Annotated in this window: 18 protein-coding genes; 9 read left to right on the forward strand and 9 right to left on the reverse strand. The window is 66.4% G+C overall.

Features of this window, described 5'->3' with window-relative positions:
• Window positions 1–30 precede the first annotated feature (30 nt).
• Complete coding sequence (locus IB257_RS08865) at window positions 31–930, forward strand: LysR substrate-binding domain-containing protein (RefSeq protein ID WP_125470605.1); 900 nt, start codon at window positions 31–33, stop codon at window positions 928–930.
• A 19-nt stretch (window positions 931–949) separates the two neighbouring features.
• Here IB257_RS08865 and IB257_RS08870 read toward each other — a convergent pair whose 3' ends face one another.
• The 3 genes from IB257_RS08870 to IB257_RS08880 all read right to left on the reverse strand — a co-directional run bounded on the left by IB257_RS08870 (window position 950) and on the right by IB257_RS08880 (window position 3,597).
• A complete protein-coding gene (locus IB257_RS08870) occupies window positions 950–1,894 on the reverse strand; it encodes an ornithine cyclodeaminase family protein (protein ID WP_192492197.1) in 945 nt (314 codons plus the stop codon).
• Window positions 1,895–1,984: 90 nt separating this feature from the next.
• Window positions 1,985–2,917 carry an N-carbamoyl-D-amino-acid hydrolase gene (locus tag IB257_RS08875; RefSeq protein ID WP_192330735.1) on the reverse strand — a complete coding sequence of 311 codons (933 nt, stop codon included), beginning with the start codon at window positions 2,915–2,917 and terminating at the stop codon, window positions 1,985–1,987.
• 254 nt (window positions 2,918–3,171) lie between these two features.
• Window positions 3,172–3,597, reverse strand: coding sequence for an Lrp/AsnC family transcriptional regulator (locus tag IB257_RS08880; RefSeq protein WP_119449891.1), 426 nt, complete (start codon window positions 3,595–3,597; stop codon window positions 3,172–3,174).
• A 124-nt stretch (window positions 3,598–3,721) separates the two neighbouring features.
• On the opposite strand from IB257_RS08880, the gene IB257_RS08885 reads away from it, so the two are divergent.
• On the forward strand, window positions 3,722–4,762 hold the full coding sequence (locus tag IB257_RS08885; RefSeq protein ID WP_192492198.1) for an ornithine cyclodeaminase: 1,041 nt from the start codon (window positions 3,722–3,724) through the stop codon (window positions 4,760–4,762).
• A gap of 106 nt (window positions 4,763–4,868) precedes the next feature.
• On the opposite strand, the gene IB257_RS08890 is transcribed toward IB257_RS08885, so the two are convergent.
• The 3 genes from IB257_RS08890 to panB form a co-directional block, all read right to left on the reverse strand.
• Window positions 4,869–5,081 (reverse strand): DUF1059 domain-containing protein, encoded by a 213-nt coding sequence (locus IB257_RS08890; RefSeq protein ID WP_054455373.1) that lies wholly within the window; start codon window positions 5,079–5,081, stop codon window positions 4,869–4,871.
• Window positions 5,082–5,276: 195 nt separating this feature from the next.
• Window positions 5,277–6,386, reverse strand: coding sequence for a YcjF family protein (locus IB257_RS08895; RefSeq protein WP_119449893.1), 1,110 nt, complete (start codon window positions 6,384–6,386; stop codon window positions 5,277–5,279).
• A 56-nt stretch (window positions 6,387–6,442) separates the two neighbouring features.
• Entirely contained in the window at window positions 6,443–7,288 is an 846-nt protein-coding gene (panB, locus tag IB257_RS08900; protein ID WP_125470602.1) for a 3-methyl-2-oxobutanoate hydroxymethyltransferase, read from the reverse strand.
• Window positions 7,289–7,609: 321 nt separating this feature from the next.
• Here panB and IB257_RS08905 point away from each other — a divergent pair, with 321 nt between their 5' ends.
• Window positions 7,610–8,602: a hypothetical protein gene (locus tag IB257_RS08905; RefSeq protein WP_054455366.1), complete on the forward strand. Its 993-nt coding sequence runs from the start codon at window positions 7,610–7,612 to the stop codon at window positions 8,600–8,602.
• Complete coding sequence (locus tag IB257_RS08910; RefSeq protein ID WP_054455364.1) at window positions 8,599–9,723, forward strand: glycosyltransferase family 4 protein; 1,125 nt, start codon at window positions 8,599–8,601, stop codon at window positions 9,721–9,723. Before IB257_RS08905 ends, IB257_RS08910 begins: the two co-directional genes overlap by 4 nt.
• Before the next feature lie 21 nt (window positions 9,724–9,744).
• Here the strand turns inward: IB257_RS08910 and IB257_RS08915 are convergent, their stop codons facing one another.
• From IB257_RS08915 to IB257_RS08925, 3 genes are all read right to left on the reverse strand, one after another.
• Window positions 9,745–11,664 carry a bifunctional UDP-sugar hydrolase/5'-nucleotidase gene (locus tag IB257_RS08915; RefSeq protein WP_175212817.1) on the reverse strand — a complete coding sequence of 640 codons (1,920 nt, stop codon included), beginning with the start codon at window positions 11,662–11,664 and terminating at the stop codon, window positions 9,745–9,747.
• A 169-nt stretch (window positions 11,665–11,833) separates the two neighbouring features.
• A complete protein-coding gene (locus IB257_RS08920; RefSeq protein ID WP_054455360.1) occupies window positions 11,834–12,943 on the reverse strand; it encodes an S-(hydroxymethyl)glutathione dehydrogenase/class III alcohol dehydrogenase in 1,110 nt (369 codons plus the stop codon).
• Window positions 12,944–12,972: 29 nt separating this feature from the next.
• Window positions 12,973–13,263, reverse strand: a complete 291-nt coding sequence (locus IB257_RS08925; RefSeq protein WP_054455908.1) for a metal-sensing transcriptional repressor — start codon at window positions 13,261–13,263, stop codon at window positions 12,973–12,975.
• Window positions 13,264–13,472: 209 nt separating this feature from the next.
• Here IB257_RS08925 and hutC point away from each other — a divergent pair, with 209 nt between their 5' ends.
• The 5 genes from hutC (at window position 13,473) to hutH (ending at window position 19,734) form a co-directional block, all read left to right on the forward strand.
• The gene (gene hutC, locus IB257_RS08930) at window positions 13,473–14,216 is read left to right on the forward strand and encodes a histidine utilization repressor (RefSeq protein WP_054455358.1); all 744 of its coding nucleotides are present in this window, start codon (window positions 13,473–13,475) and stop codon (window positions 14,214–14,216) included.
• Window positions 14,213–14,815, forward strand: coding sequence for a HutD family protein (locus IB257_RS08935; RefSeq protein ID WP_119449897.1), 603 nt, complete (start codon window positions 14,213–14,215; stop codon window positions 14,813–14,815). Before hutC ends, IB257_RS08935 begins: the two co-directional genes overlap by 4 nt.
• A gap of 197 nt (window positions 14,816–15,012) precedes the next feature.
• On the forward strand, window positions 15,013–16,692 hold the full coding sequence (hutU, locus tag IB257_RS08940) for a urocanate hydratase (protein ID WP_054455354.1): 1,680 nt from the start codon (window positions 15,013–15,015) through the stop codon (window positions 16,690–16,692).
• Between the two features lie 66 nt (window positions 16,693–16,758).
• On the forward strand, window positions 16,759–18,177 hold the full coding sequence (locus IB257_RS08945) for a cytosine permease (RefSeq protein WP_175212815.1): 1,419 nt from the start codon (window positions 16,759–16,761) through the stop codon (window positions 18,175–18,177).
• 27 nt (window positions 18,178–18,204) lie between these two features.
• A complete protein-coding gene (hutH, locus tag IB257_RS08950; RefSeq protein ID WP_054455350.1) occupies window positions 18,205–19,734 on the forward strand; it encodes a histidine ammonia-lyase in 1,530 nt (509 codons plus the stop codon).
• Window positions 19,735–19,747 lie beyond the last annotated feature (13 nt).

Consider the following 19,747-nt stretch of genomic DNA (forward strand, 5'->3'; position numbering starts at 1 on the left):
GCACGAAAGACTTTTGATATAAATGCAAGAATGAAGACGACCCTCGATGAAATGCAGGTCTTTATCGCCATAGTGGACAGCGGCTCCATCACCGCTGCCGCAGATGTGCTGGGACAGACCGTTTCCGCCGCCAGCCGGACCATGAGCCGGCTGGAAGAGAAGTTGCAGACTACGCTGATGCGCCGGACCACGCGGCGGCTGGAATTGACCGAGGAAGGCCGCGCCTATCTGGAGCAGGCGCGCAAGATCGTGGCCGCGGTGGAAGAAAGCGAGGAACTGATGAGCCTGCGCCGCAACCAGCCGGCCGGGCGCTTGCGGGTGGACGCAGCCTCGCCTTTCATGCTGCATGTGATCGCGCCGCTGGTTCCGGGCTATCGCAAGCGCTATCCGCAGGTGGAGCTGGAACTGAACAGCAACGAAGGCAACATCGACCTGCTGGAGCGCCGCACCGACCTGGCCATCCGCATCGGACGCCTGAAGGATTCATCGCTGCATGCGGTGCCGCTGGGCCACAGCCGCGTGCGCGTGCTGGCCAGTCCCGGTTATCTGGACGCGCATGGCACGCCGCGGCGCGTGGCCGATCTGGCTGCGCACATTTTGCTGGGCTTCAGCCAGCTGGAAGCGCTGAACGAATGGCCTCTGCTGGAGGCCGACGGCCAGGCCCTGCACATCAAGCCGCACGTGCGCGCGTTCAGCGGCGAAACCCTGCGGCAACTGGCCTTGAACGACGGCGGCGTCGTCTGCCTGTCGGATTTCATGACGCGCGGAGACCGCGCCAGCGGCGCCTTGCAGCAGCTGCTGGTGAAGCAGACGCAGGACGTGCGCCAGCCGATCAACGCGGTGTACTACCGCAACACCGCGATCTCTTCGCGCATCAAATCCTTCATCGACTACATGGTCCAGGCGCTGGGCCCGCGCGGCTTCGAATAGGGGCGCGGACGCTGCGCGTTCAGGCGCGTTCGCCGCTGACCGATTCGTACACCAGTGTCGCCAGCGTCAGGTCTTCCAGCGCGCTGCCCACGGCCTTGAACACGGTGATTTCCTGATCGTCGCGGCGGCCTGGCAGCTCACCGGTAGCCAGTTGGTGCAGGTCGCCGCGGATGTCCTCGCGCTTGAGCGCGCCGGCCTCGAAGGCGGCCAGCAGGTCGCCGGACTTGGTGGGCGCTTCGCCGGTGTCCACGTAGACCGAGGTGCCGTCGAAGCAGGCCGCGTCCGTCTCGCGCATTTCGGGCTTGAAGCTGCCGATCAGGTCCAGGTGCACGCCGGGACGCAGCCAGGCGCCGTGGATCAGCGGTACGGTGGACAGCGTGGCGCAGCTGATGATGTCGGCCTGGCGTGCGGCGCTTTCCAGGTCGGCGGCGGCCGCGGCATCGAAGCCCTGCGCGCGCAGCTCGCCCGCCAGCTTCTCGGCGCCGGCCGCACGCACGTTCCACACCAGCACGCGCTGGATCGGGCGCACGGTGCGCATGGCCTGCGCCACCAGGCCGGCGATGCGGCCGGAGCCCACGATGAGCAACGTGCTGGCGTCGGCGCGCGCCAGGTAATCCGCGCCCAACGCGGCCGCGCCCGCCGTGCGGTACACGGTGACGATGTCGCCGTCGACCTGGGCTATTGGCACGCCGGTGGTGGCGCTGTACAGGTTGTAGGTGGCGTGCAGGCCGGGCAGGCCCTGGTGGGTGTTCTCGGGGAAGATGTTGATGATCTTCACGCCGAAATAGCCGCGGTCGCTCCAGGCGGGCATGATCAGCGAGGTGCCGTGCGCATTGCCCGACTGGATGGCGTGGACATGCCGCGGCGGCACGGTGGCGCTGCCGCGGAAGGCCTCCCGCAAGGCGGGAATGACGGCGTCGAAGGACAGGGCGTTGCGGGTTTGTTCGGTGTCGATGAAGCGCATGGTTGTTGCCTGCTGCGGGTCGGTCTGTGGGCCAGCAGGCAGTCTAGCAGCGCGGAGGGCGCCCGCCCGCGCCGCGGGCAGGCGTCGCCTTCAGTCGATGGCCGCCGGGGGCAGCGGATCGCCCGCGCCGGTGCGCTCGACAATCAGCTTGTAATGCTGCGGATTGCGGTGCTTGGCGAAGTTGAACACATGGTCGCGGAAGGCCTGGCCCATGGCCAGGTCGATGCGGGCGGTGATCACCTCGTCTTCTTCGCCGCTGGAACGCGCCACGATCTCGCCGGAAGGCGCAACGATCATGGAGCTGCCTATCATGTGGTGGCCGTCTTCATGGCCGCATTTGGCGGCCGCGCCGACCCACACCGCGTTCTGGTAGGCGCTGGCCTGCAGCACGATCTCATGCGTGGTGGTGCGCAGGTGCGCGGGCTCGTTCCAGTGGATGTTGAGGGACGGCGTGTTGTAGCCCAGCACGATCAGCTCGGCGCTTTGCAGCGACATGACGCGATAAGTCTCGGGCCAGCGGCGGTCGTTGCACAGGCACATGCCGATCTTCACGTCGCTGGTTTCCCAGACGCCGAAGCCCAGGTCGCCGACTTCGAAGAATTTCTTCTCCAGGTGCTGGAACGGCGCGCCGATCTTGTGGTCGGAGTGGCCCGGCAGGTGGATCTTGCGGTACTTGCCGATGATTCTGGCGCTGCGGTCCACCAGGATGGCGGTGTTGAACTGGCGGCCTTCGGGCGTCAGTTCGGCGTAGCCCAGGTAGAAGCCTATGCCCAGCTCGCGCGCGGTGTCGAACAGCGGCTGCACGTCGGCGTTGGGCATGCTTTTTTCAAAGTAGCGCTCGACGGCCTCGGCGTCTTCCATCCAGTAGCGCGGAAAGAACGTGGTCAGCGCCAGCTCGGGAAAAACGACAAACTCCGCGCGGCGGGCGGCGGCCTCGCGCATCATTTCGACCAGGCGGCGGACCACGGCCGCGCGGGAATCGGCAAGGTTCACAGCGCCCATCTGGGCGACCGCCAGGCCCATCTTGCGGGCGGGGTATGCATTACTCACGATGTGGATCTCCAGGCTGAAGGCGCAAGCATGCATGCACGGGCGGAAATCCGGAACCGCTGTGGCGACTGGCGGCGAGCCAGGGAAATTGCGCGGGGCGCTACGCTAAGACGATGATCTGGCGGGGAATTCGGTCGGGCGGACACAAGCCGCCGCGACCTTATGCATAACGCGGCGTCATGGGGCCCATGCAAAGTTTTATATCGGGTTTCCCCGTATGCCGGCGCTCAAAGCGCCTTGAAGGTCTTGAGGTGGATGCTGGTTTCGGTGGCGGCGATGCCCTTGAGCGTGCGCAGGCGGTCCAGCACTTCGGACAGCTGGTCGATGGTGGGTACGCGCAACTCGGCCAGCAGATCCCAGCGGCCGTTGGTGTCGTGCAGGCCCGCCACGGCGGGTTCGCCCATCAGCAGGCTCACGATCTTGCGGGTTTCGTGGCCTTCGACGGCAATGCTCATCCAGGCGACGATATCTTCGGTTTCCACCTCTGGCCGCAGGCGCACGGTGTAGCCGCGGATGATGCCGCGCTCTTCCAGTTTGCGGATGCGGTTGTCGATGGTGCCGCGCGAGACGTCCAGCTTCTTCGCGAGCGTGGCGACCGACATGCGGGCATCGGCGCGCAGCAGGCCGAGCAGGTTCTGATCTAGCGTGTCCATTGTGAAAAGTGCTAATTATTGCTATCAGAATGGCAGAATCTTAGCGTTTTGTGTTGATTGTTGTCACTATTAATTGGTTTGCCCATCCCCCAGAATTTCTGTTCCATAACTCGGGGAGAACAAATTGACGACGCTGCTTTCAACTTCCGACGTGGCCAAAATCGTGGCCCTGCAAGGCCCGCAACAGGTCTTTTCCGGTCTGCTGGACTATCTGCTGTCGGACTTTCTTCGATGGCAGGAATTCGACAAGAGCGCGCGGGTGGCCAGCCATTCGGCAACCGGCGTGATCGAACTGATGCCCACCGCCGACAGCGAGTACTACACCTTCAAATACGTGAACGGCCACCCGGGCAATCCGCAGGCCGGCCTGTCCACCGTGATGGCATTCGGCGCGCTGGCGCAGGTCAGCACGGGCGAGCCGCTGCTGATCAGCGAGCTGACCTTGACCACCGCGCTGCGCACGGCCGTGACCTCCGCCTTGGCGGCGCGCGCGCTGGCCCGGCCGGAGTCGCGCAGGATGGCGCTGATCGGCAACGGCGCGCAGAGCGAGTTCCAGGCATTGGCCTTCCACTACATCCTCGGCGTCGACACGCTGCACGTCTATGACGTGGACGCAGGCGCCACACGCAAGCTTGAAAGCAATCTGGCTTCAGTGCCCGGCTTGCGCGTGGTGCGCTTCGATAGTGCGGCAGAGGCGGTCAAGGGCACGGACATCGTCACCACGGTGACAGCGGACAAGGCCTACGCCACCATCCTGACCGCGGACATGGTCGAGCCTGGCATGCACATCAACGCTGTCGGCGGCGACTGCCCGGGCAAGACGGAACTGCATGCGGACGTGCTGCGCGCGGGCCCGGTGTTCGTGGAATACGAGCCGCAGACACGCATCGAGGGCGACCTGCAGCAGATGCCTGCCGACTTCGCGGTGACGGAATTGTGGCGGGTGCTGACGGGCCAATCCGCCGGACGCAAGAACGCAGCCGACGTGACCATCTTCGATTCGGTGGGCTTTGCACTGGAAGACTTCTCGGCGTTGCGCTGGCTGCGCGACGCCGCCGTGCGCCATGGCGTGGGCGCCCGCATCGAGGTTGCGCCGCAACTGCCCGATCCGAAGAATCTGTTCGAAGCGGTGCGGGCCGCTCAACCTGTTGCGGCCCGGGCCTGATGCCGGCGCGCGCGGAGCCGTCCGCGCAAACCGGGACGCTTCCGTGACGCTTTGATGGGCGCAAGCGCCGGCGTGGCGAACCGCGCCGGCGCCAATGGCGGCCGCCTCATGTGCGGCTGGGTATTTCAACTGGCGGCGTGCCGTCGTGGAACAGCGACTTCAGCTGCGTACGCAACTCGGGGGTGTCGGCATGCTTGTGCACCGTGGTTGCATGCTGCACGGCGGCTTCCAGCAATTCGCCTTCGGAATCCGCCGCCAGCGCCACCGTGCAGTTCATTGCGCTGGGGTATTCGCGGCAATCGATGTATTTGCGAGTCATGAACGTCTCCCTGCGCGCAGGCTGCCTGGGCCTGCGCAAGAGCATCCGGCGCGCGGCGCGGGACGTCCGGGCCGCTGGCGCGTCGCAGCGGCGGGGGCGGTCTGAAAAGTATAGATCTGGCGCTACAGCTGCGGCGCAATTCGCCAGGTGCCGCTTGACACTAGTGCACGGATACCAGTGCGGCCGCAGCGGGCTTCAGAAGCTGACGCGCTGCTTCAAGGCCTGGGCGATCATCGCGATGTCGATGTCCTTGCCCGGATGCTTCAGGCAGAAGTCGTATAGCACGGCCACGTAGGCATTGCCCAGCAGCTTGGTGATGGCGCCGGCGGTGGTGGCGGCAATGGTGCCGCCCACTGCGCTGCCCGCGCCGGGGATGAATTTCAGCAGCCCGGAGACCACCGAGCGCCCGATCAGGGTGGCCGCGGACGCGCCCAGCGTGGAGGTGACCAGCGTGGTGATGGCGGCGGTATTCAGTTCCATGCCGAAAGTGATGCCGATCTTGGCGATCATGCCGACCTGGATGGGCACCAGCGCAACGGCGTCCGAGAACGGGATGGGCGCGGCGGCGGCCGACGCGGCCAGCCCCGCGGCCACGTTGACCTCTATCTCAGCCCGCTTTTTTTTTACTTCCAGGGCCTTCTTGTTGCGGGTGGACAGCGCGTTGGCATAGGCCCGCTGCTGCGCCTCGGGGATGTGCAGGGCGGTGGCCTCGATCAGGTTGTCCAGGCCCATGGGCGGCAGTTCCGCGTCCAGCTCCTCGATCCATTCCGGCAGCGCGCGCACCGCCACCACCTGCTTGGCGCGCGGCAGCAGCTTGCGCGCTTCGTCGACGAAGGGGCTGTTCTTGCGCGCCTTGGTCAGCACCGCCACGACGGGGATGCCGGCATCGGACAGCATGTTGCACAGTTCGATTTCCGCGTCTTCGACGCGGTGGCTGCTGTCCTGGATGCAGAGCCAGGCCACGTGCAGGTGCCGGTCCTGATCGTCGGCGGCGGAGCGTTCCTGGATCAGGTCCGCCAGCTGCTGGCGCGAGCGCTCGTAGTCGCCGACCTCCAGGCCGCGCGTGTCGATGATGGTGAGCGGATGGCCGGCCCGGGTGAATTCCTGGGTCGACTGGGTGACGGGCTTGCCCGCGCCGGTCTTGGCCAGGTCTCCGCGGAATACGGCATTGATCAGCGTGCTCTTGCCCACGCCGGTCTTGCCCGCGACCAGGATGTTCACGCGCCCGGCGCCGCGCGTGGCGGTGCTGATGGCGTCCGCGATGGCGTCCTGCAATTGGGGCGTGTCCATGCGGGGCGTGCTCATGAGGTGTGTGCGTAGAAAGGCATGGGGAAGATTCTAGCGAGAAACGCGCGCAGCCATCAGGCGCCGCCCGCCACGCCGTAGAGATGGGCCGATTCGGGGAAGGTCCGCGCGCGGACTTCGGTGGCATAGGTCTGCGCCGCCTGCTGAATGCGGCCGGCCAGGTCGTCGTAGCGCTTCACGAAGCGCGCGGTGCGCTCGAACATGCCCAGCATGTCGTCCACCACCAGCACCTGGCCGTCGCAGCGCGCGGATGCGCCTATGCCTATGGTCGGGCAGGCGACGGCCTCGGTGATCGACGCCGCCAGCGGCTCGACCACGCCTTCGATCACCAGCGAGAAGGCGCCGGCGTCCGCGACGGCGGCGGCGTCGGCGGCGATGCGGGCGTATTCGGCTTCGCCGCGGCCGCGCGCGCCGTAGCCGCCCAGGATATTCACGGCTTGCGGCGTCAGGCCGACATGGCCCATGACCGGGATGCCGCGCGCGGACAGATAGGCGACGGTCGGCGCCATGCTCTGGCCGCCTTCGAGCTTGACCGCGCCCGCGCCGGTTTCCTTCATGATGCGCGCGGCGGAGCGGAAGGCCTGCTCGGGGCTTTCCTCATAACTGCCGAAAGGCATGTCGACGACGATCAGCGCCCGGCGCGAGCCGCGCACCACGGCGGCGCCGTGCGCAATCATCATGTCCAGCGTGACGGGCACGGTGGAAGGCAGTCCGTAGATCGTCTGGGCCAGGCTGTCGCCCACCAGCAGGGCGTCGCAATGCGGGTCCAGCAGTTCGGCCATGCGCGCCGTGTAGGCCGTCAGCATCACCAGCGGCTCCTGGCGCTTGCGCGCGCGGAACGCGGGCACGCTCAGGCGGGGTGCGTGGGCGGCAGCCGTGTTCAGGGTGGCGGTCGTAGACATCGAAATTCTTCCTATCCAGGGTTGATTGCTTGAATCGGGACATTGCGATACCCGCATCGTAGCGGAAGGCCGCAGGCGCGGCCCCGCAGCTAGCGCATGGCTGTGCCCAGCAGGCTAATCTTTGCGGCAAAACGTAATCGAAAGTTTTGGGGCGCCGCGATGCCGTGCTCTGTGGAAAGCGTCGGCAACAAATTTAGGGACGTTTTGGAGTTTCCATAAAAGCGTTACATCTTCAAGGGTTCACTCGCTTTTTCGACAGGTCTGCCTGCGTAGAATTCGCCGCTTACAAGGTTATTTCGCGGCTTCCGCGCAACATTGCTCATGCCTAGTCCCGGGCTCATTCCACGTTTGCTGTGTTCGCGTCCGCTGACCAAGGGCCTGCGTTACTTCTATCGCCACACTCGGCCCGCCGCATACCGGCACAACGAAACCTTGTGGCCCTTTGTGACGGTTCAGCGCGGTGGGCAGGAGCGGCTGACAGGATGTGAACTGCGCGGCGTGCAAGGCCCTGCCACCACCCCGCTGGATCAACTGCCGCGCGACATCGCCGCCGACGCCCATCTGATATTGAGCGGCCCCTCGGTGGCTCAGATCGACTACGCGCGTTGCCGGCTGGATGTGACGATGGGCGTCAACGGCTCGATCGCGCTGCGGCGTCAGCACCCTACCCTGCGCTTTGACTACTACGCCATGCTCGATGCCGGTTTCGTCAACCGCAGGCGCGATCTGGTGGCGCAAGTGCTGGCGCAGGATCTGATGTTGTTCGTCACGCCCGAGGTCTACCGTTGGATAGGCTTCCTGTTCGACCGCAAGGACGTGCGCTGCCGCATCGCGCTGTTCGAAGAAGTGCACCAGCGCGCGCTGCAGCCGCGCGCGCGCCCCGAGCAGCTGGAAGCGCGCTTGGCCGACGACCCCGGACTGGTGCTGTTCGACGCGCGCAACCCGGTGCATGCGCACGGCTTCAGCCTGGACCCGCCGCGCGGCCTGTTCGGCGGCGGCACCGTGGCCTATACGGGCTTGCAGCTGCTGGCGTGGCTGGGCGCGAAAACCATATACCTGCACGGCCTGGACCTGACGGCTGCGGCGGGACCCCGATTCTATGAAAGCGCGGCAACGCAGCTGTCCACCGCGCTGGACCGGCAATTCTCCGGACACATCGAACCCGCCTTCCGGCAAGCCAGCCGGCTGCTCGGCGAACGCGGCATCAAGGTCTACAACCTGTCGCCCGCCAGCCGGCTGGGGGACGACGTGTTCGAGAAGCGCGACTGGAGCTGCCTGCTGCCCGAGCAGCCGTTTTCGAGTATGACCCCATGAAGATTCTGTACACCAATTTCCACCAAGGCGATGGCGGCGGCCACACCACCTACGTGATGTCGCTGGCGCGCATCCTGTGCGAGAAGTCGCAGGTGACCGTGGCCGCGCCCGCCAGCAGCCGCCTGCTGGCCGAGGCCGCGGCCCTGCCCGGCGTGCGCACGCTGGCCCTGGAATTCAAGGGCCGTCCGCTGCAGCAGCTGCGCGCGCTGCGCCGTCTGCGCGCCCTGCTGCGCGACGAACAGTTCGACGTGGTCCACGTCAACGGCTCGGCCGACCACCGCCTGTGCATGCTGGCGACCGTGGGCATGGGGGCGCGGCGTCCCTTCATGGTCTACACGCAGCACACCGACCGCAGCGCCAACAGCCTGGGTGCGCGGGTGCGCGCCAAATGGGGCACCAACCGCGTCATCTGCGTGTGCACCCATACGTTTCGCCGCATGAAGCAGTCGGTCTTCCGCAACGAGGACCTGCGGGTGGTGCACAACGGGGTGGATACGGAAAAGTGCAGTCCGGCCTCGCGCCGGGAGGCGGCGCAGGCGCGCGGCAGCCTGTTGCCCGACGGCATGCAGGGTCGGCTGGTCATAGGCAGCAATGCCGGCACCGCGGTCTACAAGAACTGGCTGGACATGGTGACCGCCGTGTCCATGCTGCCCGACAACAAGCGGCGGCAGGTGGTGGTGTTGATTGCGGGCAAGCTGCCCGACGCGGAGCAGATGCGCCGCGTGGCCGAACTGGGCATGTCGGAGCAGGTGGTGTTTACGGGCTTGATGGAGGACGTCAGCCCCTTCCTGTCGGCGCTGGACGTGGGCTTTGTGCTGTCGTCCAAGCTGGAGACGATTTCCTTTGCCTGCCGCGAGATGATGGCCGCAGGCAAGCCCGTGATCGTCAGCGCCGTGGGCGGGCTGCCCGAGAACGTCACCGATGGCCGCGATGGCTGGGTGGTGCCGCCGGCCTCGGTGGACAGCATCGTCGAAGCGCTGTCGAAGATCCTGGAAAACCGCGAGGTCCTGGGCGTGATGGGCGCCGAGGCCCGCAGCACCGCGCTGCGGGAGTTCTCGTTGACGACGTTCGTCGGCAATACCGAGCGCGTCTACCGCGAAAGCCGGGCGCAGCCGGCCTGATGGCCGCGCCCGGGTCTGCCGCTACTCGCTGTACGTCTTGGTGCTGTACAGGCTCACGGGCAGCAGATTCAGCACCGGCAGGCCGCTGACCGGGTCCTTGGCCTGCTTGTCGATGTAGGCCTGCAGCACGTCGGCATCCAGCACGCCGATGTCCTGCCGGCGCGAGGCCGGCACGTTGGCCAGGGTCTTGTAGCCGTCGCCGCCGGTGGCGTTGAAGCTCAGCACGAACAGCTTGTAGCTGCGGCCCGCGTCCAGCGGCAGCCAGTTGCCGCTGGCCTGATCCCGGACTTCGATGTTGGACACGCGGCTGCCCTGGGCCTGGGCCGCATTCACGTCCCAGCGCAGGCCGCCGGCATAAGGATAGGGGCCGGTGGAGCCGCCCGCGCCGTAGACTGCCTGCATGCCGTCTTCCAGCATGCTCTTGACCTCGGCGCCGGTCACATCCAGGCGCCAGAGCATATTGCCGAAAGGCACCACTTCGATCACGTTGGCCGCCGTTACGTTGCCCAGTAGCGGCACGCGCACGCCGCCGCCGCTTTGCAGCGAGATGTCGGCGCCGCCATAACTGGCGTTGGCCACGTCCAGGTAGGCTTGGGCCACCAGCTGCTGGATGTCGCCGCCGCGCAGGCTGACGCTACCCAGCGTGTTGCAGGCGGCGCTGGAGCGGCTGTAGTCGCGCGAACCGGGGCCGCCCGGCACGCGCCGCGAGCATAGTTCCTGCGGCACCGAAGCGACGAGGCTGCGGCTGAACTGGTCGACCTTGGCCTTGAACGGCTGCAGCACGCCCGCGGCCTGCGCGTCCGGCGTCTGCATGCGCAGGAAGCCACTGGCCTGGATGTCGGTCTGGATCGCCGCCTCGTCGGCTGCCGAGGGTGCGGCGCCGGCGACCTTCAGCGGACCGTCCATCAGCACATGCGGCGTGCCGGCGCAGGCGGTGACGTCGCCGTTGGCGTCGAAGCTCACCTTCAGCTCGCCGACCACCTGCGAGTATTCCCACGCTTGCACCAGGCAGACGCGCTTGCCGTCCTTGTCCTGGAGCACCGTGGGATAGGCGCCCGCGGGCGAGCCCACGCCATAGTCCGCCATGGAAGCGGGACCCAGCAACGTGTGCGAGTCGCCGCCCACCACCACGTCCACGCCGCTCAGCTGCGCGATCACCTGCTTGTCATAGCTGTAGCCGATGTGGCTCATCACCACGATCTTATTGACGCCCTGCGCGCGCAGCGCGTCGATCTGCTGCTGCGCGGCGATGGTCTCGTCCGAGAACACGGTGCCGGCGTCCGGGCTGGAGGACTGCTGGGTCTTGGCGGCGATGGTCAGGCCCACCAGGCCGATATCCTGGCCGTCGCGCTTGAGGACCACGGCGGGCTTGACCATGCCGGGGGCGCGCGAGGGATTCAGCGCCGAGCCGGCGGCGAACGTGACGTTGGCGCTCAGCACGGGCGTCTGGCAGGCGCCCGCGTGCAGCAGTTCGATGAAGCGCTTCAGGCCGCTGTCGCCCTTGTCGAACTCATGGTTGCCCAGGGTCATGGCGTCGAAGCAGACGGTGTTCATCATGGCCGCGTCGGCCTCGCCCGGTTCGCCCGCGCGGTTGAAGTACAGCGTGCCGGTGGTGGCGTCGCCCGCGTGCAGCTTGAGCACGTTGGCGGATTGCGCAGCCAGCGCGTTGATCGCGCCCGTCACTCGCGGAAAGCCGCCCGTATCGGCGTTCACGGCGACGCGCGCGCCGGCAGCGTTCTTGAGCTTGAGGTCCTTCTTCTTGCTATCCAGGTTGGAGTGATGATCGTTGATGTGCAGGATCGTCAGTTCCATCGGCCGGCCGGGAGCCGGCTGCTCGGGTTGTTCGACGGGCTTGTCGTCATCGTCATCGCCGCCGCAGCCGGCCAGCAGCGCCAGTGCGCTCAGCATGGCCGCGCCTGCGTTCCTCTTCCACGTGTTCATTCGCGTGTACCCCTCTGTCATCGGAGGGCGAATGGTCGCGGGTCAAGATGACGCCGAAATGAATGACAGTGCTGTCATGTTGCGCGACGACATGTCGCAAGCCTGTCATGCAAAAGCAACGGGCCCGGCGCATGTCGCGCCGGGCCCGTCGTTGCCGCAAGACGCGGGTTTAGTAGTGGATCACCGTGCGGATCGACTTGCCTTCATGCATCAGGTCGAAGGCTTCGTTGATGCGTTCCAGCGGCAGCGTGTGGGTCACGAACGGGTCCAGGTCGATCTTGCCGCTCATGGCGTCTTCCACCATGCCCGGCAGCTGTGTGCGGCCCTTGACGCCGCCGAAGGCCGAACCGCGCCAGACGCGGCCCGTGACCAGCTGGAACGGGCGCGTGCTGATTTCCTGGCCGGCGCCAGCCACGCCGATGATGATGCTCTCGCCCCAGCCCTTGTGGCAGCATTCCAGCGCGGCGCGCATGACGTGCACGTTGCCGATGCACTCGAACGAGAAGTCCACGCCGCCGTCGGTCATTTCGACGATCACGTCCTGGATAGGCTTGTCGTGGTCCTTGGGGTTGACGCAGTCGGTGGCGCCCATGGCGCTGGCCAGCACGAACTTGTTGGGGTTGGTGTCCACGGCGATGATGCGGCCGGCCTTGGCCTGCACCGCGCCCTGGATCACGGCCAGGCCGATGCCGCCCAGGCCGAACACGGCGACGGTGTCGCCTTCCTTGACCTTGGCGGTGTTGTGCACGGCGCCCAGGCCGGTGGTGACGCCGCAACCCAGCAGGCAGACCTTTTCATGCGGAGCGGCAGGATTGATCTTGGCCAGCGAGATCTCGTTGACCACGGTGTATTCGCTGAAGGTCGAGCAGCCCATGTAGTGGTAGAGCGGCTTGCCTTCATAGCTGAAGCGCGAGGTGCCGTCGGGCATGACGCCCTTGCCCTGCGTGGCGCGCACTTTCTGGCACAGGTTGGTCTTGCCGGACAGGCAGAACTTGCATTCGCGGCATTCGGCCGTGTAGAGCGGGATGACGTGGTCGCCGGGCTTCAGCGAAGTCACGCCTTCGCCGACTTCGACCACCACGCCCGCGCCTTCGTGGCCCAGCACGGCGGGGAACAGGCCTTCCGGATCGTCGCCGCTGAGGGTGAAGGCGTCGGTGTGGCAGACGCCGGTGTGGGTGATCTTCACCAGCACTTCGCCGTGCTGCGGCGGGGCGACGTCGATTTCAACGATTTCCAGCGGCTTGCCGGGTCCGAATGCGACTGCTGCGCGTGATTTCATAGTTAGGGCTCCACGTATGTCAGATGGCGTTATTTCAGATAGGAACGGACCAGGCGCATCAAGAGATCGATCTCGGCTTCGGGTTCGATCGTGGCGTCCTGGCGGCCGCCCTGGGCGGTTTGGAGGAACGTTTCGCGCAGATGGCTTTCCAGCACCTCGGCCATCAGGCCGGTGGCGGCGCCGCGCAAGGCGGCCAGCTGCTGCAGCAGCGCGCCGCATTCCGTGCCTTCGTTCACGGCCCGCTCCAGCGCCAGCGCCTGGCCCTGGATGCGGCGCAAGCGGGTGACGACGCGTTTTTTCTCTTCCGGGGAGTGCGGCACGGCAGGCTCCGATGAATACAGGGGGGGAGTATAGAAAATCTGGCTGCCCACGTCCACTACGGTACTCCCGCGCCGGGGACCATGCCTAGGCGCGGCGCGGGCGACAAGCCGGGGCCGCGCGGGGTCTGCGGATCCGCGAGCCGTCTGTACCTGTCTATACTAGGCGCTGACCGCCATCCGTCGCCTGGCGCCGCATTACAGGATCTCCCATGGCTTCCAATCCCCCCAAATTGCCCATCCAGGCCAATGCGCCGCCTGCGCCACTCTATGCGCAGGTCAAGCAAATGATCGCGCAGCAGATCCGCAGCGGCGCGTGGCCGGAACACTACCGGGTGCCGTCGGAAAGCGAACTGGTCGATGAGCTCGGGTTCAGCCGCATGACCATCAATCGCGCCTTGCGCGAGTTGACGGCCGAGGGACTGCTGGTGCGCATGCAGGGCGTGGGCACCTTCGTGGCCCAGCCCAAGGCGCGCTCGGCGCTGTTCGCCGTCAATAACATCGCCGACGAGATCGCGGCGCGCAATCATCGTCACCACAGCCGCGTGGTGCGTCTGGCCGAAGAGCCTGCAGGCGCCGAACAGGCGCTGGCGCTGGATATCCGCGCCGGGCAGCCGGTGTACCACTCGATCATCGTGCACTACGAAGACGACCTGCCGATCCAGCTGGAGGACCGCTACGTCAATGTGGGCCTGGCGCCGGACTACCTGAAGCAGGACTTCACGCATAGCACGCCGTACGAATACCTGACGCGCGTCGCGCCGCTGAGCGAAGGCGAGCACGTGGTCGAGGCCATCCTCGCCAAGCCGCGCGAATGCCAGCTGTTGCAGATCGAGCGCGACGAGCCCTGTCTGTTGATCAGCCGCCGCACCTGGTCGGGCGATCGCGCCGTCACCCTGGCCCGTTTGATTCACCCTGGTTCCCGGCACCGCCTGGAAGGCAAGTTCACCTCATGAAGCAACCCGAAGTCCATCTGTATCGCGCCGCCGACTATCCGCGCATGCCCTGGCGCAACGGCGGCGGCACCACGCAGGAAGTCGTCTGCAATCCCGGCGGCAGCGCGGCCGGGTTCGACTGGCGCCTGTCCATCGCCGATGTGGCACAGGACGGCGGCTTTTCCGCGTTCACGGGCTATCAGCGCATCATCACGGTACTGGAGGGCTCGGGCATCCAGCTGACGGTGGACGGCAGCCTGCAGACGCCGCTCACGCCGCGCCAGGCCTATGCCTTCGCAGGCGAGGCCCAAGTGCAGTGCCGTCTGCTGGATGGGCCGATACGCGACTTCAACCTGATCTACGCGCCGGCGCGCTGGCATGCCCGGCTGCAGTGGGTGGCGGGCGCGGGGCCATGGACATTCCACAGCGCCGCGCGCGATGTGCTGGTGCTGACGGCGGGCGGCGCGCTTACGGTGCGCATCGACGGCAAGCCGCAAGTGCTGCCGTCGCGTTACGACTGCCTGCATGCCGAGTCCATGGACTGCCTGGCCGAGTACCGGCTGGAGGCCGAAGCGCCGCTGGACGCCTGCGTGATCGAACTGTTGCCGCGTAGCGTCTGATTGCGCGGCCGCCTGGAGCGGCCGTATTCCGTTGTTGCCGATGAAAGCCGGGGTGCTGTCGCCTCGGCTTTTTTATTCGGGTAATCCCTGAGAAAAATCGACTCATATTGACTTGTATATACAAGCATAGGCATCCTATGATCCAGACAAGCGCAGCGCCACGCAGGCGCGCAACCGAACTGATCAAGGAGAGCCTCTTGGACAACTCGAACCGATACCGCGACGTGGTCATCCGCGCACCGCGCGGCAAGCAACTGAACGCCAAGAGCTGGCTGACCGAAGCCCCCTTGCGCATGCTGATGAACAACCTGGATCCCGACGTGGCCGAGAACCCGAAGGAACTGGTGGTTTACGGCGGCATCGGCCGCGCCGCCCGGGACTGGGATTGCTATGACAAGATCGTCGAATCGCTCAAGAACCTGAACGAAGACGAAACCCTGCTGGTGCAGTCCGGCAAGCCGGTAGGCGTTTTCAAGACCCATGCCAACGCGCCGCGCGTGCTGATCGCCAACTCCAACCTGGTGCCGCACTGGGCCACCTGGGAACACTTCAACGAACTGGATGCCAAGGGCCTGGCCATGTACGGCCAGATGACGGCGGGCAGCTGGATCTACATCGGCAGCCAGGGCATCGTGCAGGGTACGTACGAGACCTTCGTCGAGGCGGGCCGCCAGCACTATGGAGGCAACCTCAAAGGGCGCTGGGTGCTGACCGCCGGCCTGGGCGGCATGGGCGGCGCGCAACCGCTGGCGGCCACGCTGGCTGGCGCCTGCTCGCTGAACATCGAATGCCAGCAGACCAGCATCGATTTCCGCCTGCGCACCCGCTATGTGGACGAACAGGCGCGCGACCTGGACGACGCGTTGGCGCGCATCGCCAAGTACACGCAGGAAGGCCGCGCCGTTTCCATCGCCCTGTGCGGCAACGCCGCCGAGATCCTGCCGGAACTGGTGCGCCGCGGCGTGCGCCCGGACATGGTGACGGACCAGACCAGCGCGCACGATCCGCTGAACGGCTATCTGCCGGCCGGCTGGACCTGGCAGGACTATCGCGCGCGCGCCAAGCGCGAACCGGCCGCGGTCATCAAGGCGGCCAAGCAGTCCATGGCGGTGCACGTGCAGGCCATGCTGGCCTTCCAGCGCCAGGGCGTTCCGACCTTCGATTATGGCAACAACATCCGCCAGATGGCCAAGGAAGAAGGCGTGGCGGACGCGTTCGATTTTCCGGGTTTCGTGCCCGCCTACATCCGGCCATTGTTCTGCCGCGGCGTGGGCCCGTTCCGCTGGGCCGCGCTGTCGGGCGATCCGCAAGACATCTACAAGACCGACGCCAAGGTCAAGGAACTGATCCCGGACGACGCACACCTGCACCGCTGGCTGGACATGGCGCGCGAACGCATCAGCTTCCAGGGCCTGCCGGCGCGCATCTGCTGGGTGGGCCTGGGCCAGCGCGCCAAGCTGGGCCTGGCGTTCAATGAAATGGTCCGCACGGGCGAGCTGTCGGCGCCCATCGTCATCGGCCGCGACCATCTGGATTCCGGCTCTGTCGCCAGCCCCAACCGTGAAACGGAATCGATGCGCGACGGTTCGGATGCGGTATCCGACTGGCCGCTGCTGAACGCACTGCTGAACACGGCCAGCGGCGCGACCTGGGTGTCGCTGCACCATGGCGGCGGCGTGGGCATGGGTTTTTCGCAGCATGCCGGCATGGTCATCGTCTGCGACGGCACGGACGAGGCGGCCGAGCGCATCGCCCGCGTGCTGACCAACGATCCGGGCACGGGCGTCATGCGGCATGCCGACGCGGGCTACGCAGCCGCCATTGAATGCGCGCAGGAGCAGGGCCTGAATCTGCCCATGCTTGCGGGCAAGCGCTGATACCGCGCCGCCCATACCTGCGGGCCGCGACCGCGCCCGTCCATACGCCATGACCGAGACTACGCAATGACTCAGGACAGCCAGGCAGCAAGGGGGCCGCTCATCGAGCGGCGCTCGATCGATTTCATTCCCGAAACGGAGCGCCACGGCAAGCTCTACAGCCAGTTCACGCTGTGGATGGGCGCCAATCTGCAGATCACCGCCATCATCACCGGAGCCTTGGCGGTGGTGCTGGGCGGAGACGTTTTCTGGTCGCTGATCGGGCTGTTCGTCGGCCAGGTTTTTGGCGGCGCGGTGATGGCGCTGCATGCTGCCCAGGGACCCAAGCTGGGATTGCCCCAAATGATCTCCAGCCGGGTGCAGTTCGGCGTCTATGGCGCGGCGATCCCCATCGTGCTGGTGTGCCTGATGTACCTGGGATTCACGGCCACGGGCACGGTGCTGTCGGGGCAGGCCCTGGGCCAGTTGTTCGGCGTGAGCGATACGGCCGGCATCCTGATATTCGCCGCCGTGATCGCCGGGGTGACGTTGTTCGGCTACCGCATGATCCACATCATCGGGCGGATCGCGACGGTGCTGGGCATCATTGCCTTCTTCTACCTGTTCAGCCGCGTGATCGCGCTGGGCGACGTGGGCCAGTTGCTGCAGATCCGCCACTTCACGTGGAGTTCCTTCCTGCTGTCGGTGTCGCTGGCGGCATCGTGGCAGATCGCCTATGGGCCTTACGTCGCGGACTACTCGCGCTATCTGCCGAGCCGGACCTCGTCGTTCAAGACCTTCCTGGCGGTAGGGCTGGGTTCGGTGCTGGGCGCGCAGATTGCAATGGTGCTGGGCGTGCTGGCTGCGGCCATGGCGGCCGGCCAGTTTGCCGGGCGCGAGGTCGCCTACATCGTCGGGCTGGGCGGCACGGGAGCCATGGCCGCGCTGCTGTACTTCACCATCGCGTTCGGCAAGGTCACGATTTCGACGCTGAACTCCTACGGCAGCTTCATGTGCATCGCGACCATCGCCAGCGGCTTTCGCGGACATGTGGAGATTTCCCGCCGGCAGCGCGCGCTGCTGGTGCTGGTGATCGTCGCAGCGGCCACGGCGGTGGCGCTGATCGGGCAGCATTCCTTCCTGAACGCGTTCAAGTCCTTCATCCTGTTCCTGCTGGCGTTTTTCGTGCCGTGGAGCGCGGTTAATCTGGTCGACTACTACTTCGTGAGCCGCGAGCAATACGACGTGGAAGCGCTGTCGGATCCGAATGGGCGCTATGGCCGTTGGAACTGGCCAGGGATCCTGATATATCTGTTCGGGGTGCTGGTGCAGATGCCCTTCATTTCGACCAAGCTCTACACGGGTCCGATGGTCGAGCGCCTGGGCGGGGTGGATATCTCGTGGATCATCGGCCTGGTCGTGCCCAGCATCCTGTATTACCTGTTCGCGCGCCGGGATGCCGTACCGCAACATCGTGGCGCCGCCCGCGCCACCCATACGCTTTGACGCCGGCACTCGCCTAGGAGAACAACAATGGAATTGCATCTGACACCCGGCCACATGACCTTGGCGGACCTGCGGCGCGTCTATCAGCAGCCGGCGCGCGTGACGCTGGACCCGGCTGCCGCCGGGCCGATCGAGGCCAGCGTGGCCTGCGTCGAACGCATCATCGATGAAGGCCGCACGGCCTACGGCATCAACACCGGATTCGGGCTGCTCGCCACGACGCGGATCGCGCGCGAGGACCTGGAAGCCCTGCAGAGTTCGCTGGTGCTGTCGCACGCGGCCGGAGTGGGCGAGGCGCTGGACGACGCGATGGTGCGGCTGATCATGGTGTTGAAGATCAACAGCCTGGCGCGGGGTTATTCGGGCATCCGCCGCAAGGTCATCGACGCGTTGATCGCGCTGGTGAACGCCGAGGTCTATCCGCATATTCCGCTGAAGGGATCGGTGGGCGCGTCGGGCGACCTTGCGCCGCTGGCGCACATGTCCCTGCTGCTGCTGGGCGAGAGCAAGGCGCGCCATCGCGGCGCCTGGCTGCCCGCGCGCGAAGCGCTGGCCCAGGCGGGGCTGGAACCCCTGACGCTGGCGGCCAAGGAAGGCCTGGCGCTCTTGAACGGTACGCAGGTTTCGACGGCCTATGCGCTGCGCGGCCTGTTCGAGGCCGAGGATCTGCTGGCTGCCGCGCTGGTCTGCGGCAGTCTCAGCGTGGAAGCCATGCTGGCATCGCGCGCACCGTTCGATCCCCGCATCCACGCCGCGCGTGGTCAGCCTGGCCAGATCGACGTGGCGGCCGTGTACCGCGATCTGCTGACCGAGGACAGCGAGGTCGGGCATTCACACGCAAACTGCGACAAGGTGCAAGACCCCTATTCGCTGCGCTGCCAGCCGCAGGTCATGGGCGCCTGCCTGACGCAGATACGCCATGCGGCCCAGGTGCTGGAGATCGAGTCCAACGCGGTCTCGGACAATCCGCTGGTGTTTGCCGAGCAGGGCGACGTGGTGTCGGGCGGCAACTTCCATGCCGAGCCCGTGGCCATGGCGGCGGACAACCTGGCGTTGGCGCTGGCAGAGATCGGCGCGCTGTCCGAGCGCCGTATTTCGCTGATGATGGACAAGCACATGTCGCAGCTGCCGCCGTTCCTGGTGAGCAACGGCGGCGTGAACTCCGGCTTCATGATTGCCCAGGTGACCGCGGCGGCGCTGGCCAGCGACAACAAGGCGCTGGCGCACCCGGCCAGCGTGGACAGCCTGCCGACTTCGGCCAACCAGGAGGACCACGTGTCCATGGCGCCGAATGCGGGCAAGCGGCTCTGGCCCATGGCCGAGAACGTGCGCGACATCCTCGCGATCGAATGGCTCGGCGCCTGCCAGGGCCTGGATTTCCGCCAGGGCCTGAAGACCGCGCCCAAGCTGGAGCGTGCGCGCGGCCTGTTGCGCGAGAAAGTGGCGCATTATGAGCGGGACCGCTTCTTCGCACCCGACATCGAGGCGGCGAGTCTGCTCATCGCGGGCCAGGGTCTGACGGCGCTGGTGCCGGCGGGCCTGTTGCCCAGTCTTTAACGCCGGCGCGCAA

Source organism: Achromobacter sp. ACM03, assembly GCF_014851665.1.
Classification (GTDB): domain Bacteria; phylum Pseudomonadota; class Gammaproteobacteria; order Burkholderiales; family Burkholderiaceae_B; genus Achromobacter; species Achromobacter aegrifaciens.